The organism is Microvirga sp. HBU67558 (assembly GCF_018069605.1).
Classification (GTDB): Bacteria; Pseudomonadota; Alphaproteobacteria; order Rhizobiales; family Beijerinckiaceae; genus Microvirga; species Microvirga terrae.
The window spans coordinates 1-21,768 of the sequence record NZ_JAGPUP010000474.1 but is presented as its reverse complement, the minus strand read 5'-3'; the positions used below and the strand labels follow the sequence as shown (position 1 = coordinate 21,768).

Here is a 21,768-nt window from a genome sequence, read left to right as displayed (position 1 = left end):
TCGGCTGCACCTGTGCAGCCTCTCACACCCGACCACGGTCGCATGGAAGTCATGAGCGCGAACGGCAGGCGTGTGAGTGTGGACCGGGATGTCGACGTTGAGGCATTGCTGCGGATCATACGTGGTCTGGAGACGTTGCCATGAACCCGTTTCCGATGGGTCAGGGTGTGAAGGTATGGCTGGCAACCGGGCATACCGACATGCGCTGTGGCTTTCCCACTCTGGCTCTTCGGGTGCAGGAGATATTGAAGCATGACCCTCTGGGCGGCCACCTTTTTTGCTTCCGGGGGCGCAAAGGTGACCTGATCAAAGTGATTTGGCATGACGGCCAGGGAGCCTGCCTGTTCACGCGAAAACTGGAGAAAGGCCGCTTCATCTGGCCGAATGTGGAGGGCGGCGCTGTTGCGATCTCCCCGGCTCAGATGTCTTATCTTCTGTCCGGAATCGACTGGCGCAATCCGCAGGAAACCTGGCGCCCAACACGGGTTGGTTAGCATTATTCGATTGAAAATACAGGGAAATTCTGTTCGAATGGCGTCATGCCGTCAACGCCTGTCGATCTTCCAGACGACCTTGTGAGCGCCTATCTGGCGCTGCTGTCCGAGCGGGATGTCGTTGTCGCCGAGAGGGACAGGGCTGTGGCGCAAGCCGCCAAGGCGCAGGCCCTGTTGTCTGACAGCGAGGCCCTGATCGCCAGTCTGGAACTGGCGATCGAAAAGCTGAAGCGCGAACTGCGCGGCCAGCGGTCCGAGCGCGCGGCGCGACTGATCGACCAGCTGGAATTACAGCTCGAAGAACTGGTGATGGCCGCGACCGAGGATGAGGTTGCGGCGCAGGCCGCCGCCAGGAACTCAACCGGGCGCTCCTTTGTGCGCCGGCGGCCGGTCCGAAAGCCCTGGCCGGAGGATATCGAGCGCGAACGCGTGGTGATTGCTCCCCTGGCGACCTGTGCCTGCTGCGGTGGCTCGCGCCTGGCGAAACTGGGCGAGGACATCACCGAGACGCTGGAGGAGATCCCGCGTCGCTTCAAAGTGATCGAGACGATCCGGGAGAAGTTCACGTGCCGGGACTGTGAGGCGATCAGCCAGGCGCCAGCGCCGTTCCATGCCACGCCGCGCGGCTTCATCGGCCCTCATCTGCTGGCGACGATCCTCTTCGACAAGTTCGGCATGCACAATCCGCTCAATCGCCAGAGCGCCCGGTTTACATGCGAAGGCATCGCGCTGTCGACCTCGACGCTGGCCGATCAGGTTGGGTTTGGAACCTCCGCGCTCATGCCGGTCTTCAATCTGATTGAGAAGCATGTCTTTGCGGCCGAGCGCCTTCACGGCGACGATACGACCATTCCCATCCGGGCCAAAAGCAAATGCACGACCGGGCGCATCTGGACCTACGTGAGGGATGACCAGCCCTTCGGGGGCGGCACGGCTTCGGCAGCAGTCTATTATGCCTCGAGTGACCGCCGCGGCGAGCATCCGCAAAAGCACCTGGCCGGGTATGGCGGCATTCTGCAGAGTGACTGTTACAATGGCTTCGAGCCGATCAGTGTTGCCGAACAGAAAGCGGTGCCCCTTACCTTTGCCTTCTGCCATGCACATGCGCGACGGAAATTCTTTGAACTGGCCGATATCGAGAAAAAGGCTCGGGATCGCAAAAGAAACGGCAGGCCGATCTCCCCGATCGCGTTGGAAGCCGTCAAGCGGTTCGACGCGCTGTTCGACATCGAGCGTCAGATCAACGGCTTGAGCGCCGCGGAACGACTGGCGGTGCGGCGGGAGAAAAGCAAGCCGCTGTTCGATGACATGCACGAGTGGCTGAAACGAGAGCGTGCCACGCTCAGCCGATCGTCCGAGGTGATCGGCGCCATGGACTACATGCTGAAGCGCTGGGATGGCTTTGCCCGCTTCCTGGAGGATGGCCGGGTTTGTCTGACGAACAATGCCGCCGAGCGGGCCTTGCGAGGGATCGCCCTGGGGCGCCGCAACTGGACCTTCGCGGGGTCCCAGCGCGGGGCGGATCGTGCCGCCGTCATGCTCACCCTCATCACGACCTGTCGTCTCAACGATGTCGATCCAAAAGCCTGGCTCGCCGACGTGCTGGTCCGGATTGCCGATCTTCCTGTCGCCCGCCTGCACGAATTGCTTCCCTGGGAATGGAAAAGGCTACGGCAGGCCGAGAACCTGGCGTCCCAGCTGGCTGCGTAACCGAAAAGGGACCGACGAGTGGGATACCGCAACTCAACGCTGTACACGCTGAAATACGTGGCTGACATGCTCGGTGAAGACGAGGACTTCCTGCACGAGTGCTCGATCGAAATGTTCTCGGAAGACGGCCGCCTCAGTGCCTACGACAACTACCCAGCCTCCGAATTGACCGAGCATATTGTCCTCTTCACCGAAGATGGCATCGAGAACCTCAAATACATCATCGAGGCTCGCAGGACTGTCGCATCACAAAAAGCCGCCCCTTAAACCTGCACCAACGTTAGCCACGATCCCATTGACGCGCGAGGCCTGATCCCGCGGTCTCCCTCGGATGCGTACCACCCGCGAGGCGCTTCTCTTTGTCAGGCCGAACCTTTGCGGTTGCCGATCCTGGAGCGTGCCCCGTTCATCGGACAGGCAGGAGACCATACGATCACCTGTCTGCAAGCAGCAGGGGGTCAACGGATATAGCTCGCTTCAACTCCCGAAGGGCAAAGGTTGAGCGTGAATGGCGGATGCCTGGAATTCGGTAGAGGCTCTCGCGCAGGAACCGCTCGTAGTGCTCTGTGTCGGCTACCGCCACTTTGACGAGATAGTCATAGTCTCCGGTCACGAGGTGTGCCTCAATCACCTCTGGGATCTGCGCCAAGGCATCGCCGAATTGTGCGAGGACCTTCTCGTCGTGCCGATCAAGCGTCACCTCGACAAAGACCACATTCGGCAATCCGATAGCCTTGTGGTTGAGAACCGCCACATAGCTCTCGAGGGCACCGTTGGCCTCAAGGCGCTTTACCCGGGTCCAGCAGGGTGATTGGGAGAGGCCAACCTTCTCGGCAAGCTCAGCCATCGTGAGCCGTCCGTCGCTTCGGAGAGCCGAGAGAATCTTGCGATCCATCCCGTCGAGTGATGGTCTGTCGCGAGCAAGTTGCCCCGCAGAATACCTGTTCTGTCTCGCCGTCGATTTGCCAGGTTTCATTCTGAAATGAGAGCATAAAGCACGTCCTTCGGCAAGAACTCCTGGCCGAACTCCGCTAAAGTCTCCTCCAGATGAATAGCCAGCTCGGAGGCAAGGATGTCGGCAGAACCGATGCAAGAGATTGTTGTCGAGGCAGTCCTCAACGATTCATACGATGGGGCAATCCGTCTCCTGGGCGATGCTCAGCGTTTCGGCTTTGAACTGCGTAGCTTTGCGCTCACGGCGAGGGCGGATGGAACCGCCTCAGCCGTCATCACTCTCACGGTCCCGATCTCCGCCGATGCACACGTTGTCGCCACACGCCTGTCCCGTCATCCCTCAATGCAGCGCGTTAACACTCGCACCGATGTCGGAATGTCTCTCCTCAATAGCCAGCAGGCCGCCGCTGCATGAAGGCGTAGCCAATCCAAAAGGAGGGTTACCCGCGCTATGACCCTTTGATGCGACTGGTCGAGCGGATGGGTATACTAGCATGGAGCTACCGTCGTCTCCCGCAGGATCGAGTGAAGTGCGACCTCCACAAGACCAAGGCGCTGGGCCATTTCAGGCTCGGGGCTCGGATCCTTGGCAGAACCCGCGCAGTTCCGGACGGCCCCGGTGTTCTTAATGATGCGGAAGAAGGACAGCCGACTTAGCCGAACTTTGATGTGTAGATTGTTTCGCTCAGTCTCCGTCTGCGACTATGGGCGCAGGCCTATTGCGCAGCACCTTAGTCGCAAGAGCTTTGAAGTTGAGGCTCGCCTCCAGTCGGGATGCCACATCAATCAGATAATCGTCCTCGAACCACCGGCCGACGAGTTGTAAGCCAATTGGCAGTCCGCCCTGTGTGAGGCCGCAAGGCAACGAGAGTGCCGGGTGTCCCGTCAGATTGAACGGGAATGTATACGGATACCAAGTGCCACGGATCGTACCCGCGTTGCTGCCACCGATCTCAATCGCCCCGAGAGGATCAAGATCAACCGGGAGTGGCGGGGCTGAGAGCGTGGGCGAGGCGATCAGATCAAAGCGAGAAAGAATATCCTGGATCTGGAGAAAACAGTCGGTCCGTGCGAACTGAGCCTCGTGCACATCCACGGCGCTATAGGCGCGCCCTGCCTCCATCGTCGCCAGCAGCGTTGGATCGAGCTTCTCTGGTGAGCGTGCCGCATGGCTTCCTAGCCGGGCCAGCAGGAGTGATCGTAGAAGCACCAGGAAGTGCGGCTCCATCGAGACCAAATCGAGCTCAATCGGCTCGACGATCATGCCAAGGGCTTCGGCCTGCTTCATTGCAGCGACAATGGATGTCTCGACCTCAGGATCAACGATGTTGCCACACCGGAGCAGGATCCCGATGCGGGGGCGCTCCCCATCAGACAGTGCGCGCCGCGGCAGGGTTCCCGCCTGTCCATAAGGGTCGCGGCGATCAGGTCCTCTCAGAGCCTCGAACATCAGTTGCGTGCCGGAGACCTCGCGCGCCATCGGCCCGACAAAGGAGTTGGCCCCGAACAGATCAGGAGCCTGCAGGTTCGGAATTACGCCGAGGGTAGCCTTCAGCCCCACCACGCCACAGCAGGCTGCCGGAATCCGGATGGAACCGCCGCCATCGGTGCCCAGGGCCAACGGCCCCATCCCGGCTGCGACCGCAACGGCCGCGCCGCCTGACGAGCCGCCACAGGTGTGATCGTGGCTCCATGGGTTGAGCGTGCGCCCGAAGAAGGGACCCTCGGTGAACGGCTTGTGGCCGAATTCCGGCGTCGTGGTCTTGCCAATCAGGATCGCGCCGGCCGCTCTTGCGCGGGCGACCGCAACGGCATCGGCGGATGGGACTGTGTCCGCAAACAGCGCACTGCCCTGCGTAGTCGCTACGCCCTCCGTATTCGTCAGATCTTTGACCGAAAACGGGATCCCGTGGAGCGGGCCAAGCGGAGCGCCGCTCATGACGGCAGCCTCGGCCGTCCGCGCCTCCGCTCGGGCGCGATCAGCGCAGATTGCCATGAAGGCATTAAGCTCCTGGCGCTCTTCGATCCGGGCGAGAGCGGCCTCGACCGCCTCTACCGGAGAAATCGCCTTCGTTTGGATGGCGGCGGCCAGTTCCGTTGCGGGGAGATCGGCAATGGCAGTCATGGGAGTTCCTTCTCAGATCATCCAACGGCCGCCATCGATCAGGAGCGTCTGTCCAGTGACGTACCGGGCCTCCTGGCTCGCGAGGAAGGCAACGCAGCCGGCGACATCCTCCGGCTCGGCGATGTACCCGGCCGGGGTCGTGGCTTTGATTTTCTCGATCACGGCCGGCGTGAGCCGGTCGTGAGCGCGGGTCCGAATGGCGCCTGGCGCAACCGCGTTGACTGTGACGCCGAATGGCGCCAGTTCGCGGGCGAGCGATCGTGTAAACCCGACGATCCCCATCTTGGCGGCAGCGTAGTCGGAGAGGCCGGCGTCCCCCACAAAGGCTGCGTCGCTGGACATATTGACAATGCGCCCGCCGCGCTCGCGCATGGCCGGCACAACGAGCCGTGACAGACGCATGGTGCTCAGCAGAGAGACCTCGAGCACGAAGCGCCACACGTCTTCCTCAGATTCATGAAAGTGGGCCGCCCGTTCCCGGCCGCTCTGGCCGACATTGTTGAACAGAATGTCAACCGGTCCGAAGGCCGCCACGGTGCGATCGTGGAAATCGGCCAGGATGGATGCGTCGGTACAGTCGCCGACCATGACCATCAGGCGGTCCGTTGGAAAGGCGTTCCGATACTCGTCGAAGCCGTCACCCTCCCGGTCGATGACAGCGACGCGCCCGCCTTCAGTGAGAAAACGCTGAGCGGTCGCAGCGCCGATCCCGTGAGCGGCGCCCGTGATCGCGATCGTCTTCCCAAAAAAGCGGCCATGGCTTTCGCTCATCACAATCTCCTCAATGGAAGGTGCGTCCGCCGTCGACCGCTATTGCCGTGCCGGTGACATAGGACGACTCCGCGCTCGTCAGCCACAGGATTGCGGCGGCAATCTCGTCGGGCGAGGCAATGCGCTGCAGCGCATACCGGGCGCGGACGGCCTCATAAGCGGCCTGTGGATCGGGAGCATGGTCAATGCTCGATCGGAACAGCTCTGTCTCGACCGCGCCGGGACAGACCGTGTTGACCCGGATGCCAAATTCAGCCGCCTCCATGGCCACCGCCTTCGAGGCCATCTGCAAGCCGGCCTTGGACGCGCAATAGGCCGTCCGGTGCTTCAGCGGCGACAGCCCGGCGCCGGAAGACACATTAACGATCGTGCCACCTCCTGCGGCCCTTAGGTGAGGAAAGGCGGCTTGCATCACGATCACTGGACCGGTCAGGTTGACGGCGAGCACGCGCGACCAGTCAGCTGACGTCATCGTCTCAAGATCAGCGACCAAGTCGAGGCCAGCGGCGTTGACCAAACCATCGAGCCCACCCAGGGCATTCACGGCAGTGGCAACCGCAGTGGCAATGGAGGTGGCGTCGGCAACGTCGGCCGTTACAACATGAATGCGGCCCTCCGCCGATGTTTGCGCCAGCATCGCGAGCGCTGCCTCGTCCCGGTCGAGTGCAACCACATGGGCTCCCTCGTCCACGAAGCGCCGGACCGTGGCAAGCCCAATCCCCTTGGCGCCACCTGTGACGAGGATGCGCCGCTGAGTCAGCAGGCCGCTCAACGCCGAGCCTCCGCTCGTGCCTTCATCAGGCCTGGGCGCATGTCGTCGACAATCTCGTCGCAGCGGCCAATCCAGACATTCGGATGCTTTAAGGCATGCTCGATCAGGCCCTCAAGGACCTTGATGCGCGAGGGCTGGCCGATGATCTGCGGATGCATGCCGATCATCATCATGCGGTCCTCAGCGTAGAGGACGTCAAACTCGCTCCGCCACGCCTCGAGCAGGGCCGAGGGTGCCTGCATCGTGCGGCCGGGCAGAACAATCGAGTACTGGAAGAAGGGAGCATCATCGAGCACCCAGCGGAAGGGCAACTCGACGATGTCCGTCTCCTTGCCCTCGACGGCATGCAGGTACGGCGAATCGTCATCGAAGAAGTTCGACGAGTAGTCGAAGCCGTATTCAACAAGCATCGGCATGGTGACCGCGCTGATTTCGGCTGCCGGCGACCGCCAGCCACGCGGGGCTCTGCCGCTGACCCGCTTGATGGACTGAAAGCCCTTCTCCATCTGCTCACGCTCCTGCTCGGGCGTAAGGGAAAGGATCCACGCGTGGGAATAGCTGTGATGCGCCAGCTCGTGGCCGCGCTTCAGGATCTCCTCGATCAAGCCCTCGCGCTGGTCGATTACGAGGCCGGGCACGAAGAACGTCGACTTGATGCCGTAGCGATCGAGGAGGTCAAGAATACGGCCTGTCCCGACCTTCCAGCCATAAGCCCCTTGCGACATCAGGATGGGCCGGTTGGCATAGGAGGGATCGCGAGCCGTCCACATCGTCTCGGCATCAAGATCGAAGGTGAGGAAGAGAGGAAAACCCTTGCTGGTCAGCGGCATGATGTGACCTCGTGTCAGACGAAGCGGTGGAAGCCGGCGCGACGTTCCGCCAGCAAAAGGACGATTCCCGTTGCAACAATGAGCAGTGTCGAGACCGCAGCGACACTCGGATCGACGCCCATCTCGACGGACGAGAAGATCAGAACCGGCAGGGTCGTCTGGTTGCCGCTAATCAGGAAGATCGTCACGGGAACATTGTCGAGCGAGGTAATGAAGGCGAAGAGGGCACCGGCCACCAGGCCCGGCCGGATCAGTGGAAGCGTCACGAGGCGAAAAGCCTCGAAGCCGGTGGCTCCAAGCACGCGCGCCGCTTCCTCGACCGCGAGGTCGAGCCCGCTCAGGCTCGCGAGCGCGGAGCGGACGATGTACGGGACCGTGATCACCACATGGGCGAGAAGAAGGCCGATCAGGCTGCCGCGCAGCCCTGTCAGGCTGAAGAACTGCAGCAACGCGACGCCGATGACCACCGCCGGCAGAACCAGCGGCGCCATGAGGAAGGAGATGATCGCCTCCGAGCCGGGGATCGATCTGCGAAACAAGGCATAGGCCGCCGCCACGCCCAGGGCCAGCGAGATCGCGGTCGAGCCAAAGGCCAGGATCAGGCTCATCCGGATGGCAGAAAGATAGGTCGGGTCGCTCAGCACCTTGCCGAACCAGGACAGCGTCAGGCCTTGCGGTGGGATCGTCAGATAGGATGTCGTGGAGAACGCCGCCAGCACTACGACAGCGACCGGAACCTGCAGGAAGACGATCACGGCGAAGGCAGCGATCGTTACTCCAAGGCCGGGATGGCTTTCGCGGTCTGTGCTCATGCCATGCCCGCCCATTGCTTGGTCAGCCGGCTCGACAGCCAGATGATACCGATAGCCATGATCGTCAATGCAAAGGACAGCGCGGATCCGCTGGGCCAATCGAGAAGCTGCATGTACTCGTCATAGATCAGCGTCGCCATCACCTTGTAGGTCGGCCCACCCAGCATCCGCGGCGTCACAAGGGCGCTGATGGTCAGCACGAAGACCAGAATCGAGCCTGCCAGAATGCCCGGTGCGGACAGAGGCAGCGTGACCGAGGTGAAGACGTGGAGTCGGTTGGATCCCAACGTCGCGGCGGCGGCTTCGACATCGCGCGGCACATTCCGGATGGCTGCAACCAACATCAGGACCATGAAGGGAAGGTAGATGTGGGTCATGCCGATCATCAAGCCGGTCAGGTTGAACATCAGCTTGATGGGTGTCGAGATCAGTCCCATCTGGATCAGCAGGTTGTTGACGAGGCCGCGATTGGCCAGAAGCGCGATCCAGCCGAAGGACCGAACCACAAGGTTCAGCATCATCGGAAAGATCACCAGCAGGATCAGCGGCAAGCGCCAGCGTTCCGGCCCACGGGCGATGAGGTATGCCAGCGGGTAGCCCAGCACGAGGCAGACCAGGGTCACGAAAAGGCCGAGGCCGAGCGTCCGCCAGACCACCTCACGGTAATACTCGTCGGTAATGATCCGGGTATAGTTCTCCAGGGTCCAGACGCCCTTGACCACACCGGAGCCCGGCATGTACTCGCCAAAACTCGTTGGCAACAGCATCAGCACGGGAATAAGGAAAAAGCCCGCGAGCACCAGCGCCAGCGGCGCGATCAGCATCAGGCCATGACGCGTGGACATCATGCGCTGGGTTCCTCGGGCGGCATGGCAAACACCGAGTCGGCGTCGATCGCCAGTGTGACCGGCGTGTCGGGTGCAAGCGCCGCGTTCGGCCCATGCGAGGCCGTCTCGGCCACGAGTTCAACTCCCCCAGAGAGGCGCACGACATACTGGACCCGCGCGCCGCTGAACGAGCGAAGCGCGACAGTGCCCTGAAGTCCGTCAGATGCGCTCGTGCCATTCAGAAGCCGGATTGCCTCCTGGCGGATGATGACGTCGACCTTGGCCCCCGCCGGCTGGTCGAGAGAGGCCGCCGGCATTTCGATGGCGTCGCCGAGGCGCAAAACGCCCCCCTTTCCGGCGCGGGAGGCGACGGTACCGGGCAGCCGGTTGGGCTTGCCGATGAAGCTGGCGACAAAGCCGGTTGCGGGCCGATGATAGATTTCCTCCGGCGTAGCAAATTGCTGCATAACGCCCTTGGCCATCACCCCGACACGGTCAGACATCGACAGTGCCTCGCCCTGGTCATGGGTGACGAAGAGCGTGGTGATGCCGAGCCCGCGCTGCAAGCGCTTGAGTTCGATCTGCATTTCGTCGCGCAGCTGCGCATCGAGATTGGAGAGAGGCTCGTCGAAAAGCAGCACGCGAGGCTGCGGCGCAAGGGCTCTTGCGATGGCGACACGCTGTTGCTGACCGCCCGAAAGCTGCCGCGGGTAGCGCTCGCCGAAGTCAGCGAGCCGGACCATGGCGAGCGCCTCCTTCACGCGTCTGTCGAGTTCCGCGCCAGCGACCTTGCGCCGGCGCAGACCGAACGCAACATTCTCGTAGACGGTGAGATGCGGGAACAGCGCATAGGACTGGAAGACAAGACCCAGCCCCCGTTTGTTCGGCGGTAGTGCGGTGACATCATCGCGGCCAATCAGGATTCGGCCACGACTTGGTTGGACAAGGCCCGCCACCATCCGCAGGATCGTCGTCTTGCCGCAGCCGGACGGGCCGAGCAGGGAGACGAACTCGCCCTCAGTGATCGTCAGAGAGATGTCACTAACAACGGCGACATCCCCGTAGGACTTGCCCAGCTGCTCGAAGCTCAGCGCGCTCATGGAAGCTCCCACTCGTCAGGCTGCCGGATCAGCGCGCCACCTCACGCTGCCAGCGACGCGTCCAGATCGGCGAGTTCTTGGCGACGACTTCCGGGTCGATGAACCAGGCCTTCTCCAGCGTTTCGCCATAGGGCACGATCTTTTTGAGCTTGTCGGAGAGTTGGACCTTGGTGTTAACCGACCCGATATAGGCCCGCTCGGAGAAGCAGCCTTGCCCTTCCGCCGAGAGGATCTGATCGAGGAACTTGTGCGCCAGGTCCGACTTCGCGGTCCCCTTGGGGATGAGGACGGCCGGCAGAATGCCGACCGCGCCTTCCTTCGGATAGGCAACCGCAAGCGAAAGCCCCTTGTCCATGGCGACACCGGCACGATCCGGGTACCAGGGTGCGATGGCGATCTCCTCCCGCTCGAACAGTGAGATCAACTGGTCCGCCTGGGTGTAGAGCACCGCCGACCCCTTGGCGATGGGCTTGATGGCTTCGATGCCGGGGTCGACGTTGTCGAGCGTTCCGCCCTTCAGCTTGTTCAAGGCCAGGAAATAGTGCAGGCCTGCGGTGCCGCTGATGTCGCCGATGGCATACTTGCCCGCGTAGGCCGGGTCGGCGAGATCGAGCCAGGAGGTCGGCGGCGTCTTGACCAGCTTGGGGTTGTAGACGAGCGTGGTGGCGCTCACCATGGCGACAACGTAGCTGTCATCCTTGCCCCAAGCAGTCGGAATGATGTCGCCGGCGTTCTTCAGCTTGGACCGATCGATCCGCTCGTTGAGGTTCTCGCCGTGGGTCTGGGCGGCGAGCGAGTTGTCGATGTAGACAAGGTCCATGTCCGACTTGCCGCCGGTGGCCCGGAGCGCAGCCGCAAATTGCGAGGAATTGCCGAGCTTTAGGGAGACGGTCGCGCCGGTGGCTTTCTCGAAGGCCGCGACGTGGCAGGCCTTGACGTTGTCGGCGAAGGATCCTCCGAACGCCCCCACGACGAGTTCCTCGGCTTGGGCGATGGCGGAAAGGCCGAGAGTGAGAAGGGCGGCCGTCGTGTAGCGAAGACAATGGCTCATGGTTGCAGCTCCCGTCTGGTTGCGGAGCAGGAGCCAATGGTCCCTGGCCTTGCACCGCGAAGGCAGTGCTTCTGCCTGCCCTTCGGTGAGGAGCATGGCACGGGTAGATTTGTCTTTCAAGAAAGATAATTGAAAGATATATTGCATCTTCTAGCTGCCTGCGCCCTATCGTGCTGTGCATTTATCGGCCAGATAGGCTCGCCTTGGAGGATCGAATATGCGCAATGGTGCGCTGCAACCTGTTGTAACCGAGCGGACCAGCGAACTGGTAGAGAGGGATCGCATCGGTTCCGGCATGCAGCGGTGGCGCCGGGAGTTGCCGGACGTGGATTGCTCCGGCAAGGCCGTCGTCGGCCGCTTGCTGCATCTGCACGAGATCTTCTTGACGGCGATTAATCGGACTCTGGCGAAGCACCGGTTGAAGTATCCTGCTTTTGCCGTGCTGGCGACGCTTCGGGTCGAGGGTGCGCCGTACCAGATGTCGCCGAAGCAGTTGCTTGACGCGCTGATCCTGACTTCGGGCGGGTTGTCGAACCTCCTGCGTAAACTGGAGAAGGCTGGCCACATCCGCCGAATGGCTGACGATAGGGATGGACGAGGGGTTATCGTCGAGCTAACCGAGCAAGGGCGCCGAATGGTAGAGCCCGCGATGCGTGACCATGCAGAAACCGAGCGAAGGCTTGTCGCGGCGCTGTCGACAGAAGAGCAACGTGTCGTTGCGTCTGCACTAGGGCGGATGATGATCAAATAATCGGTGGCTGGTGCTTCCGACGATTGTAGACAGACACAGACATCCAACTCGTGACGGGCAAGCGTTGTTTGAAGCGTTGACGGGTCAGCTTGTTACGCCGACTGTGACGTCTCGGTTGTGGCGGTTGGATTGAGCCTATAACCGTTGACCAATCTTATCACAGTAGGCTTCACGAACCCGATGCCGTGTTTGGGTTAGGAATACAAGGAGCCCTCGGGAGCATCTGGGCTTCCCTACTGAACAAGAAGGCATCACCGACGTGCAGGATTACATCCGAAAGATCTTGGCCGCCCGGGTCTACGATGTGGCGATCGAAAGCCCGCTCGATCCCATGCCGCGCCTGTCTCAGCGCCTGGGTAGCCCAATTCGGCTCAAGCGCGAGGATCTCCAGCCGGTGTTCTCGTTCAAGCTGCGCGGTGCCTATGCCAAGATGGTTGGGTTATCACGCGAGGCGCTTGACCGGGGAGTGATCTGCGCCTCGGCCGGCAATCACGCCCAGGGCGTGGCTCTCGCGGCTCAGAAGCTCGGCGCCAAGGCCACAATCGTGATGCCGCGCACCACACCGACGATCAAGATCCAGGCGGTGAGAGGGCAGGGCGGTCGTGTGGTCCTGCACGGCGAGAGCTTCGATGAGGCTTATACTCACGCCCGGCAGCTTGAGGCGGAGAAGGGCCTCACCTTCATCCATCCCTATGACGATCCCGACGTGATCGCCGGTCAGGGTACGGTGGGCATGGAGATCCTGCGCCAGCATCCCGACCCCCTCGAGGCAATTTTCGTGCCGATCGGAGGAGGTGGGTTGGCTGCGGGCGTGGCCGTCTACACAAAGTTCCTGCGGCCCGAGGTGAAGGTGATCGGGGTCGAGCCGGAGGACGCCGCCAGCATGGCAGCCGCCCTTGCCGCAGGGGGCAGGGTCATCCTGAACCAGGTCGGGCTGTTTGCCGATGGCGTGGCGGTGCGTCAGGCCGGTGAGGAGACGTTTCGCCTCTGCCGTGAGCTGCTCGACGAGGTGATCACCGTCAGCACGGACGAGATCTGCGCAGCCGTAAAGGACATCTTCGAGGACACGCGTGCGATTGCCGAACCATCCGGCGCCGTCAGTCTGGCCGGTCTGAAGAAGTACCTGGAGCGGGAAGGAGCAAGACCGCACGGAGTGGTCGCGATCAACAGCGGCGCCAACATGAACTTCGACCGGCTTCGGCACATCGCCGAGCGGGCCGAGCTCGGTGAGCACCGCGAGGCCTTGCTGGCGGTCACCATTCCCGAGAAGCCGGGCAGCTACCGCCGCTTCATCCAGCTGCTGGGCAAGCGCTCAATTACCGAGTTCAACTACCGCTACTCGGATCCTCAGGCGGCGCAGATCTTTGTCGGTGTGCAGCTTTCCGAAGGGGATCAAGAGAAGCGCCAGATCATCGCCATGCTGCGGGAGCAGGGCTATCCCGTGTTGGACATGAGCGACAATGAGATGGCCAAGCTGCATGTGCGCTACATGGTCGGCGGGCACACGCCTGGCCTTCAGGATGAGCTGATCTTCCGATTCCAGTTCCCGGAGCGCCCTGGAGCCCTCCTGAAGTTCCTCAATGGGCTATCCGGCAACTGGAACATCTCGCTGTTCCACTACCGCAACCATGGTGCGGATTACGGCCGGGTGCTGGCCGGCATCCAGGTTCCTGCCGTGGAGCGAGCGCAGCTCAAGCGCAGTCTGGACGGCCTGGGATACCCGTACTGGGACGAGAGCGACAATCCAGCGTATCGCTCCTTCCTGAACCGGGACACCGCGGGTGTCACCAGCTGAACTTGAGGAGCTATCTGTGGCAGATGTCCTGTATTCCGCTCTGGCTGATCAGATACTCAGAAGGGAGGCCAGATGGTCACCGATTTGCCGCGCAACCGATGCATGGTACTCCCGAAAGGATTGCCGTGTAAGCATATCGGTGCTCGCGCTCCTTGGTGTTTCCTTGGCTCAGGAAGTTACCGGGAGCTTGGGGGCTGGAGACAACACTCCGCGGGGTTACCCGTAGGACTTTTCAGGTTCTGAGCCGAGTCAAAACGGCATTGAGGGCACTGTTCATCGGCCTGCTCCCCCTTGCTCCGCAAATCACGGCCATCCAACTGGCCATAGAGCTTGCGCGAACCTCAACATTACAGCGGGTTTGGAGCAGCAGAACTCTGAGACCGTGATGGTCTCTGGTCCAGCTGATCGGTCAGGTTTAGGAAGACGGATCTGCCCATCAAAACGGGGCGCTCCTTCACCTCAGATCGAAACTTCGACTGGCAGGTGAGTCATGAGCTTGGAGTGAAGGTCAACATCGAGGTCCCGTGCGTCCAAGGACACAACCAGTGCATAGCGGCCCTGATCGATTGCCCGGGATATCGATCGTTTCCACCACCCCCCAACGGGAAAAACGGCAATCTGGCCGCGGGCAGCAAGAGGAGACTGAGGCTCTCCTGCTCGAAGCCCGCGAGATGGATTACGCTCCTTCGGTCCCTGCTGGAACCATACGAGGGAGTGGGGCAGAGGGTTTGCCACCCCAGGCCATCACTTAGATCTTAATCGTGCTCGCTGCTGCGATGAACGCAGCATTATCCTCAATCCAGTCACGACAACCGTGCCCCTGATCCCATTCAGGTGAGAAACGCGAGGTTAGATCATCCCGCCGTCGGTAACAATATCGGATGTCAGACCGGCGCGCAGAGCTTTCGCGGTCTGTGCGAGCGTCACATCCTGGCGCTGACGCGGGTGAGGGCTGACAATGTGATGCTCCGCCACGATCCGTCCAGGGGATCCGGAGAGAACGATCACCCGGTCCGCCAAATATGTAGCTTCATCGATATCGTGCGTAACGAACAGGATTGTCTTGCCAGTCTTCTGCCAGATGCGGATCAGTTCATCCTGGAGGCTTTCGCGTGTAATGGCGTCGAGAGCCGAGAACGGCTCGTCCATGAGCAGAACCTCGGGCTGAACCGCAAGGGCCCGTGCCAAGGAGACACGTTGGCGTTGCCCGCCTGACAGCTCGTGCGGCCAACGCTGCGCCAGATGGCTTAAGCCCACGAAATCGAGCGCGTCCTGCGCCTTGGTTATGCGCTCGCGACGGGGCGTATGAGGATGTTCCAGGCCAAAGGCAACATTGGCGATCACGCGACGCCAGGGCAACAGACGGGAATCCTGGAACACGAAGGCCACAGCCCGGCGCTGCGGATTTTTCGCGTTGACCCGCGCCGTACCCGCGCTGGGGCGTGCAAGCCCCGTCAGCACGCGGAGCAAGGTGGACTTACCGACCCCGGAAGGTCCCACGATCGCGAGAAATTCGCCGCGGCGGACATCCAACGAGAGACGGTCCAGCACGATTGTTTTCTGGCCATTTTTTTCGAAGGCGAGCGAAAGGTCCCGGATCTCGATCACGCTTTCCATCGCAGAAGCCATCCTTGCAGGGTCACGAAAGCTGTGTCGAAGAGTCCGTAAAGGGCTGCCATAGTCAGCATGTAAACCACGACCACGTCGGTCGCGAGAAGGCTTGAAGCCTGCATCATGCGCTGGCCCAACCCGCTCACGCCAAAGATCTCAGCCGCGACAACGGCCATCCAGGCCTGTCCCAGAGCCGTGCGTAGGCCGACCAGGATACCGGGAGCAGCGGCCGGGAGCAGGATTTTCTGGAGGCGCCGCAAGCCGGAATGGAAGCCGAAAGCTTCCGCCACTTCCACGAGATCGCGATCCACTGCGCGCACTGCGCCGTGAGCCGCGAAGTAGACGATCCAAAACACGCCGACTGCGATGATGAACACGGCCGCCGGCGTACTAACGCCGAACCAGATGATGGCAAAGGGAACCCAGGCCAGTCCTGGAATGGGACGCAGCACGCGCACGATCCAGGCTGTGAAGCCCTCCGCCGACCGGTACATGCCGGTGACGATGCCGAGAGCAACCCCGAGCCCGGTGCCGACGCTCAAGCCTGTAATGTAATGGCTAAGGCTGCTGGTCACGGACGTCAGCCAGGCGCCACTTGCGACTTCCTTCAGGAAGGCGGGGGGAATTGCGCTTGGTCCGGGCAGCATTGCTGAATTGACGAGACCCAAACGCGGAACGGCCTCCCACAATCCGAGAAAGATCAGGAGGCCGAGGCACGAAAGCAGGAGAAGGCGCATCAGTGATTAGTTGCGTTTGCTGGCGCGCTCGAAAAAGCGCGGCTCGAAGAGACCGTCGAGCGGCAATTCCTTATCGAGAGAGCCGAGCTTGACCTGGTAAGCTTGCATGAGGCGAGACGACTCGACGATCGTGCGAGGATCAATCTGAAACTTAGTTGCAGGCGAGGCGAGGGCCTTGCGGATCGTCTCGCTATCCACGATCCCCTTGCCGAGAGCAGCCTCCAGCGGCGGGACAGCGCGGTCAGGGGTTTTAACCAAGAGATCGGCTGCCTTAACAAGTCCATTCACCAAGGTCTGAACGGCCTCGGGGTTCTTGTCCAGGAATGCTCCTGATACGGCCACAACCGTACCGGGTTGGCCCGGGAACATCTCATCGCCCAAGGCCACGAGCTTGATGCCAGGATTGCGTCCTTGCACGATGGTCACGGCGGGTTCACGAATGGTGGCACCCTCGACCGCTCCTGCCAGGATGGCTTGCTGCGTCGCGTCAATGCCCATGGGCACGATCTCGACGTCCGCCTTGTCCGCCTTCGCTTGGTCCCACAGCCAATATTGCAGAGTGGTATTCGGAACCGATCCAGCGGGCTGGGTTGCAAGCCTTGCCGGTTTGCCCTCCGCGGCGCGGTAGTTCTTGAATGCTGCGGCATGAGATGTGCCAGGCGTGAAGTATTTGGCGAGCTTCGGAGAGGCCACGAACACGTTCTCAGCCGTCGCCGTTGCCGCAACGACGCGTACGTCGATGCCTTTCGAGCGAGCCACGGCCAGGGGAGCGACACCGGCCACATAGATGTCGATTGTGCCCGAAGCGAGGGCCTGAATCATATTGGGACCGGATTCGAATGTGGTGACGGTCAGAGTAAGCCCGCCGTCCTTCAGCCAACCTTCGTTTTGGGCCACGAACAGAGGCGCCGTTCCGATGATGGGAATGACGCCCACGCGCGCTGCGATGGGCACCGTTTGCGCAAGCGCCTGCGGACTTGCCATCAGGGCGGCTGCCACGAGGCCAGCGCCGACCAGAAACGCCGCTCGCGTATCAATCCACTGTGACAGGTAAGACATCGTCGTCTCCGTATTCGGCTACCGAGCGTCGCCCACGCTCCATCGTCATCCGCGACGCTCACCGCGCGGCCGGCGAGAGAATGGTTCTTTATAAAGAACAATGTCAAGCGATTGTTTGTAATATTGGGGCACATTCGAGAATGATCGATCTCACCTGTGGCACAGGAAGATCAGGGTCCCAGAAGGATAATTTTGTACCAAAAGCCTGACACAGAGACGATTTTTCTGCAACAGAGCGTTCTAAACAAAGAACATTCTGTTGAGGTTAGATCTGCTCTAGGGACGCTGTAGCCGTATGATCAGGTCCATCGAGCAGCCTGCCTCAGGCTACGTCCAGGCTTGGATCAAGGACGGGGGCGCTGTGTGTGATCCAGCCGGGGCAGTGATCGCGCCGCTGCGCCTGGTCCTCGCATCCTGGCCGCGGCCATCCAGCCACAGCCTGAGATCATCCTGGAGGAGGTCGCCCTGATCCGCAGCGGCTCCGGACCGGCGCTGGCGCTCGTGAAGGAGGGCTATCTCCCGGAGCTCGTCTTGGCTGCCTCCGCGCCAGCGCCGTGGCTGCGGGCTCGTGATCAGAGGCCCGAGAGGTCAGCCCTGCGAACGGTGAGGCGCGAGCGATGACGTCGCAGCCCGATCTGGCATCTCAGGTCCTGTCCGATCCCACCCTGATCGAGGAGGTGCAGTTCCAGGACCATCGGATCCGGTTCGGGCCGACGCAGACCGGCTGGGTCTCCTTCATCGCACGGCAGGGCCAGCGGCCGGCGACCCTGCTGGCGGGCGATCGTGAAACCCTGATCGCCGAGGCGCACAAGCTGATCAGGCGCCGGATCGCCGGGAAGAGGTGAGGGGATGCCATTGGTTGCCAGGGGTCAGGAAACCATCGTGAACCCATGGACTGTCTCGGCGAGAGGAGCGGGTTGCCTTTTCTGGCGTGTGCCCAAAACTTACCTTGGCGCTACCGACCAATGATGAGAGGCCACCACCGATGAGTTCCACCCGTGTCTTTCTGCTGGCCTCCGGCCTGGCCCGGCTGATCGAGCGGGAGAGAGCAGGCGACCTCGTCCGGCACGGCTATTTTCCCGACCATCCCGCCCGCAGCACGCATGTGCAGGTGACAGGCGCTACTGGCCACCTGGTCCTTGCCTCGCATTCCGCAAAGGGGCCGAGCGAGGACGCGGCCGAAATTTCTCTGGCGCAAGCCGAGGCCCTGCTCGACTTGACCGCAGGACAGATCGAGTATCTGAGCATCGCCGTCGATCTCGGCAATCATGATGCCATCCTCCAGCGTTTCGTTACGCCGGGCCCGCTCGATCTGGTCAGCGTGGCGTTCCAGCACGACAAGGCCGCGAGGACATTCCAGCCGCCGGCCTGGTTCGGCCCTGAGATCTCGGATGATCCGAGCTACCGGCTGCGCGCCATCGCCCTCGCCGGGCTGCCCTCCGCGCCCGAGGTGGAGGTGTCGAATGCGGCCCTCCATGGCCTGCTCGACGCCCTGCATAACCATGATCAGGAGGCAGCGCTGTCTCCAGCTCAGCAGACCCAGGGACAGGCACGATCCGAGGTCGTCTTCGATGCCGAGGAAACCCAAGAGCTCGACGGGCTCACGATCGAGGACAGCGTGATCCGCGACCTCGCCCGCTCCCTGCAGCCGCGCGGGCGCTGATCCCGTCCAGGGCACAGGGCCTCCTGTCCGATTGCTTGAAGATTGGAGTCATGGCAAGTACAGCCTGCCGAGGCCGATCATAGCGGCTGGGGTGGGGCCTGTAGCTCAATGGTTAGAGCCGGCCGCTCATAACGGTCTGGTTGGGGGTTCAAGTCCCTCCAGGCCCACCACATTTCACCCCACGCATGACGTGATCGCCAGTTGGCGTCGAACGAGAACCCACGATGAGCTATAACCTGATCCAGCTGGCGCCGGGCGCCTATGACCTCTACTTCCACGACACTATCGTCGCCAGCGTGGTCAGGAGCGGCTTTCGTCAGCCCTACACCTGGACCGCCGAGTTGCTCAAGGATCTGCCACGCAAGCAGCGGCCAACCCCGTTCCGAGATCTCGAGCACAGCTTCCCATCGCTGGAGGAGCTGTGCGCCTGGCTTGGCCAGCCGCCGGTGAAGACCAACAACCGGCACACCGCCTCGCTGGGGGTATAAGGAAGAAGCGCCCCGGCCAAGGCGCTGTCTGAAAACCCCGACCGGAGCGCTGGTGTGCCACGGAAAGGGCGCACATCCTCACCGTAGGTCATTGCGATCCTCTGACAATGCTGCTTTCGACGGGCGGATCTGGTGCATCAAGGCTGGCCCTGTGGCCTACCGGTGACAGACATTAGCGCCGAAATCGGCCATATCCCGCCGGCCGAGCGGCGGGGTCGATCCCCGCCACACTTGCCCATCTCCAAGAACTCACTGCATTCATCGAAAGTATTCATCATGCCGCCGACAGAAGTCGCAGCACCCGTCTTTGCGCCAGCCACTCCGACGTTCACACAGGCCGCTGTTCGATTTGTCGTCTCCTTTGCCGCCCTGATCGGCCTGAGCCTGTTGCTGGCCGGGATCTGAGGCTGCACCTTCCGGCGTCTTTGCCGTTGCGAAACGGCCAACATACCTTGAAAGGACGGCGTCGCGTTTTGGCTTCTCGCGAGCACAACCTTTGCGTGCTAAGCGCGCGGTGAGTTGGGCCAAAACCCGGGGTTTATACCACCCAGTGGTGGAATTGCCCTTTGCCAGGCGCTTCTCGTTTTGGGAGCACCTAGGCTCGACAGGGTAGGGCATAGTCAGAAACCCCGATCGGGCGTGGCTGCTCGCACCTGGTGAATATTCGCACAATGTTCAAGCGCGTCCTGAGCGCCTGACCCTATGGGGTAGGAGCACTGAAACGACACATTTTAGGAGTGGTACGATTCCCATCGTAGCGCGAGCCGCGACAAGCACCGGACAAGCGACTCTTTCGATGAATGATTCTTCTCTCGCGCGTGACCGCCCACTCCGAGGCATAGCCCTTATGCTGGCTGCGCTCGCGTTCTTCTCCTGTTCGGATGCAGCATCCAAACTAATGACGACAGCCCTCCCGGCTGTTGAAGTCGCTTGGCTGCGCTATTGTGTGTTCACGCTTCTGATGCTGGGAACAGCGCTCATCACCCGGCAGGTCCACGCGCTGCATTCCAAGAGACCAAGCCTGCAGGCTCTCCGAGCCTTGGGTGTGTTGGGTTCGTCCATCTTCTTCATCACGGGGTTGACGTTCCTCCCGATGGCCGAAGCCACGGCGATCTCGTTCGTATCGCCCATGATCGTCACTGCGCTGTCAATCCCGATCCTCGGGGAGGTCGTCGGGTGGCGGCGGTGGAGTGCCGTGGCGGTGGGTCTCCTCGGTGTGCTCATTGTGGTCCGACCCGGGGCAGGGGCCTTTGATCCGGCTGCTATCTTCCCGGTGCTGTCAGCCTTCAGCTGGGCCGTTGCCCTTGTGGTAACGCGCAAGATGAGCAGTGCTGACGGCCCTCTCGTCTCCCTCACCTATGCAGCTATTGTCGGGTTGCTCATCACCTCGGCACTTGTGCCGTTCACGTGGGGCACGCCAGGATGGCGTGAGATCGGGCTTGGGCTTATCACGGGTGGAGCTTCGACAGTCGCGCAATGGCTCGTTGTGCTGGCTTTCCAGCAGGCGCGAGCCTCTGTGCTGGCGCCATTTTCCTACAGCCAACTCGTCTGGTCCGGGTTGCTGGGCTACATGATCTTCGGCAACGTGCCGGATCGTTGGACTCTCCTTGGGGCCACAGTGATCATCGCCAGCGGTCTCTACACGGCCCATCGCGAGCGGACCGTTCGAGCGACGTCGGCTCTTACGAACTAGAACAGCGGCGCACTCAGCTAACCAAACAGCGAATTCCAATGCTGATGTGGACGACGTTGATCAGGAAATGCGCGCCGTTATTGGGAATGCTGAAGTACGAGTGCTATAGGCTTGACGTGCGCCGGAGCATCCCCGCCCTTTCCCGCACAAGACATAAGCAGTTCGGAAAGCTTCTGATGCTTTGACCCTAAGGAGGTGTTATCGAGGTCGCGAGATGGGAAAAAAGCCTATCTCCAGCCGCACAGAGACAGCAGGCAGTAAGGCGATCAGCTACTGGTGAGCGTGCCCGCTCGCGTTGAGTAGAGTATCCGTGGATGTCGCTCTATCAGAGTATAGGAACATCGTCCGTCGTCCCGTCATCTTTGATATCAGCGGAATCGCTGAAGCTTCTCCCCACGAAATATTTGCTTGCTCACGCAGGCGACAGTTCCTCGTGAACATTGCATCCCTGTCGCTACGCCTAAAGGGCTTTTGGTTTCAGTGTAGGGCATAGCCGGCATGCCTGAACCAGCCCTGAGCATCTTT

General features: G+C 61.6%; 23 protein-coding genes, 1 tRNA gene and 1 pseudogene. 13 read left to right on the top strand and 12 right to left on the bottom strand.

Annotated features, from left to right (window positions below; all coding sequences use genetic code 11):
- The 4 genes and pseudogenes from KBI52_RS32795 to KBI52_RS08070 all read left to right on the top strand — a co-directional run.
- Positions 1-144: pseudogene (locus KBI52_RS32795) on the top strand (IS66 family insertion sequence element accessory protein TnpB); the annotation flags it as partial.
- A complete protein-coding gene (gene tnpB, locus KBI52_RS08080) occupies positions 141-494 on the top strand; it encodes an IS66 family insertion sequence element accessory protein TnpB (RefSeq protein ID WP_371823136.1) in 354 nt (117 codons plus the stop codon). The pseudogene KBI52_RS32795 and the gene tnpB, both read left to right, overlap by 4 nt.
- 45 nt (positions 495-539) lie before the next feature.
- Positions 540-2,204: an IS66 family transposase gene (locus KBI52_RS08075; protein WP_210806614.1), complete on the top strand. Its 1,665-nt coding sequence runs from the start codon at positions 540-542 to the stop codon at positions 2,202-2,204.
- An 18-nt stretch (positions 2,205-2,222) separates the two neighbouring features.
- Positions 2,223-2,471 (top strand): hypothetical protein, encoded by a 249-nt coding sequence (locus KBI52_RS08070; protein ID WP_210806612.1) that lies wholly within the window; start codon positions 2,223-2,225, stop codon positions 2,469-2,471.
- 166 nt (positions 2,472-2,637) lie between these two features.
- Here KBI52_RS08070 and KBI52_RS08065 read toward each other — a convergent pair whose 3' ends face one another.
- Positions 2,638-3,099, bottom strand: a complete 462-nt coding sequence (locus tag KBI52_RS08065; protein WP_256439473.1) for an Lrp/AsnC family transcriptional regulator — start codon at positions 3,097-3,099, stop codon at positions 2,638-2,640.
- 177 nt (positions 3,100-3,276) lie between these two features.
- Between KBI52_RS08065 and KBI52_RS08060 the strand changes: the two genes are divergently transcribed.
- Complete coding sequence (locus KBI52_RS08060) at positions 3,277-3,573, top strand: hypothetical protein (RefSeq protein WP_210806608.1); 297 nt, start codon at positions 3,277-3,279, stop codon at positions 3,571-3,573.
- 270 nt (positions 3,574-3,843) lie between these two features.
- Here the strand turns inward: KBI52_RS08060 and KBI52_RS08055 are convergent, their stop codons facing one another.
- From KBI52_RS08055 to KBI52_RS08020, 8 genes are read right to left on the bottom strand one after another with little or no spacing between them, the layout of a single operon-like run.
- Positions 3,844-5,283 (bottom strand): amidase, encoded by a 1,440-nt coding sequence (locus tag KBI52_RS08055; protein WP_210806606.1) that lies wholly within the window; start codon positions 5,281-5,283, stop codon positions 3,844-3,846.
- Positions 5,284-5,295: 12 nt separating this feature from the next.
- Entirely contained in the window at positions 5,296-6,054 is a 759-nt protein-coding gene (locus KBI52_RS08050) for an SDR family NAD(P)-dependent oxidoreductase (RefSeq protein WP_210806604.1), read from the bottom strand.
- Between the two features lie 10 nt (positions 6,055-6,064).
- Positions 6,065-6,826: an SDR family NAD(P)-dependent oxidoreductase gene (locus tag KBI52_RS08045; protein WP_210806602.1), complete on the bottom strand. Its 762-nt coding sequence runs from the start codon at positions 6,824-6,826 to the stop codon at positions 6,065-6,067.
- Positions 6,823-7,656 carry a polysaccharide deacetylase gene (locus tag KBI52_RS08040; protein ID WP_210806600.1) on the bottom strand — a complete coding sequence of 278 codons (834 nt, stop codon included), beginning with the start codon at positions 7,654-7,656 and terminating at the stop codon, positions 6,823-6,825. Before KBI52_RS08040 ends, KBI52_RS08045 begins: the two co-directional genes overlap by 4 nt.
- Positions 7,657-7,670: 14 nt before the next feature.
- Positions 7,671-8,468 (bottom strand): ABC transporter permease, encoded by a 798-nt coding sequence (locus KBI52_RS08035; protein ID WP_210806598.1) that lies wholly within the window; start codon positions 8,466-8,468, stop codon positions 7,671-7,673.
- Positions 8,465-9,292: an ABC transporter permease gene (locus KBI52_RS08030; RefSeq protein WP_210806596.1), complete on the bottom strand. Its 828-nt coding sequence runs from the start codon at positions 9,290-9,292 to the stop codon at positions 8,465-8,467. Before KBI52_RS08030 ends, KBI52_RS08035 begins: the two co-directional genes overlap by 4 nt.
- A 20-nt stretch (positions 9,293-9,312) precedes the next feature.
- A complete protein-coding gene (locus KBI52_RS08025) occupies positions 9,313-10,395 on the bottom strand; it encodes an ABC transporter ATP-binding protein (RefSeq protein WP_210806594.1) in 1,083 nt (360 codons plus the stop codon).
- A 28-nt stretch (positions 10,396-10,423) separates the two neighbouring features.
- Complete coding sequence (locus KBI52_RS08020) at positions 10,424-11,446, bottom strand: ABC transporter substrate-binding protein (RefSeq protein WP_210806592.1); 1,023 nt, start codon at positions 11,444-11,446, stop codon at positions 10,424-10,426.
- A gap of 217 nt (positions 11,447-11,663) precedes the next feature.
- Here KBI52_RS08020 and KBI52_RS08015 point away from each other — a divergent pair, with 217 nt between their 5' ends.
- Positions 11,664-12,197, top strand: coding sequence for a MarR family winged helix-turn-helix transcriptional regulator (locus KBI52_RS08015; RefSeq protein WP_210806590.1), 534 nt, complete (start codon positions 11,664-11,666; stop codon positions 12,195-12,197).
- Between the two features lie 259 nt (positions 12,198-12,456).
- A complete protein-coding gene (ilvA, locus tag KBI52_RS08010) occupies positions 12,457-13,992 on the top strand; it encodes a threonine ammonia-lyase, biosynthetic (protein WP_210806588.1) in 1,536 nt (511 codons plus the stop codon).
- Between the two features lie 849 nt (positions 13,993-14,841).
- Here ilvA and KBI52_RS08005 read toward each other — a convergent pair.
- Genes KBI52_RS08005 through KBI52_RS07995 form a run of 3 tightly spaced genes read right to left on the bottom strand, consistent with a single transcriptional unit; the run spans position 14,842 to position 17,399 of the window.
- Positions 14,842-15,609, bottom strand: a complete 768-nt coding sequence (locus KBI52_RS08005) for an ABC transporter ATP-binding protein (protein WP_210806586.1) — start codon at positions 15,607-15,609, stop codon at positions 14,842-14,844.
- Complete coding sequence (locus KBI52_RS08000) at positions 15,597-16,340, bottom strand: ABC transporter permease (RefSeq protein WP_210806584.1); 744 nt, start codon at positions 16,338-16,340, stop codon at positions 15,597-15,599. Before KBI52_RS08000 ends, KBI52_RS08005 begins: the two co-directional genes overlap by 13 nt.
- 6 nt (positions 16,341-16,346) lie before the next feature.
- Positions 16,347-17,399 (bottom strand): ABC transporter substrate-binding protein, encoded by a 1,053-nt coding sequence (locus KBI52_RS07995; protein ID WP_210806582.1) that lies wholly within the window; start codon positions 17,397-17,399, stop codon positions 16,347-16,349.
- Between the two features lie 617 nt (positions 17,400-18,016).
- Here KBI52_RS07995 and KBI52_RS07990 point away from each other — a divergent pair.
- The 6 genes from KBI52_RS07990 to KBI52_RS07965 all read left to right on the top strand — a co-directional run bounded on the left by KBI52_RS07990 (position 18,017) and on the right by KBI52_RS07965 (position 21,243).
- The gene (locus tag KBI52_RS07990; protein WP_210806580.1) at positions 18,017-18,244 is read left to right on the top strand and encodes a hypothetical protein; all 228 of its coding nucleotides are present in this window, start codon (positions 18,017-18,019) and stop codon (positions 18,242-18,244) included.
- Between the two features lie 140 nt (positions 18,245-18,384).
- Positions 18,385-19,062 carry a hypothetical protein gene (locus tag KBI52_RS07985; RefSeq protein ID WP_210806578.1) on the top strand — a complete coding sequence of 226 codons (678 nt, stop codon included), beginning with the start codon at positions 18,385-18,387 and terminating at the stop codon, positions 19,060-19,062.
- Between the two features lie 94 nt (positions 19,063-19,156).
- Positions 19,157-19,232: transfer RNA gene (locus KBI52_RS07980), tRNA-Ile, on the top strand.
- A gap of 54 nt (positions 19,233-19,286) precedes the next feature.
- Positions 19,287-19,550 (top strand): hypothetical protein, encoded by a 264-nt coding sequence (locus KBI52_RS07975; RefSeq protein WP_210806576.1) that lies wholly within the window; start codon positions 19,287-19,289, stop codon positions 19,548-19,550.
- Positions 19,551-19,781: 231 nt separating this feature from the next.
- The gene (locus KBI52_RS07970) at positions 19,782-19,955 is read left to right on the top strand and encodes a hypothetical protein (RefSeq protein ID WP_210806574.1); all 174 of its coding nucleotides are present in this window, start codon (positions 19,782-19,784) and stop codon (positions 19,953-19,955) included.
- 391 nt (positions 19,956-20,346) lie between these two features.
- Entirely contained in the window at positions 20,347-21,243 is an 897-nt protein-coding gene (locus tag KBI52_RS07965) for a DMT family transporter (RefSeq protein WP_210806572.1), read from the top strand.
- Positions 21,244-21,768: the final 525 nt, after the last annotated feature.